The sequence below is a fragment of the Vibrio amylolyticus genome (assembly GCF_023145695.1).
Taxonomy (GTDB): Bacteria; Pseudomonadota; Gammaproteobacteria; order Enterobacterales; family Vibrionaceae; genus Vibrio; species Vibrio amylolyticus.
This window is the reverse complement of the sequence record NZ_JAJHVV010000053.1, coordinates 1-227: the sequence shown is the minus strand read 5'-3', so window position 1 is coordinate 227 and position 227 is coordinate 1. Positions and strand designations below refer to the sequence as shown.

Here is a 227-nt window from a genome sequence, read left to right as displayed (position 1 = left end):
GGATCACCTCCTTATACGATGATTATTATGATGAGTACCCACACAGATTGATATGTTTAAAAAGTTAAGAGTAGAAATACTTTTCCAGATGGGGCTATAGCTCAGCTGGGAGAGCGCCTCGCTGGCAGCGAGGAGGTCTGCGGTTCGATCCCGCATAGCTCCACCATCTTTAAGTGTTTTTCTTTGAAAATATTTAAAAATGGTATTAGTTCGAAAGAATAAAATCT

The 227-nt window shown here is 40.1% G+C and carries 1 tRNA gene; it reads left to right on the top strand.

From position 1 onward, the window contains the following. Nucleotides 1–90 precede the first annotated feature (90 nt). A tRNA-Ala gene (locus tag KP803_RS21850) sits at nucleotides 91–166 on the top strand. The last annotated feature ends 61 nt before the right edge of the window (nucleotides 167–227 follow it).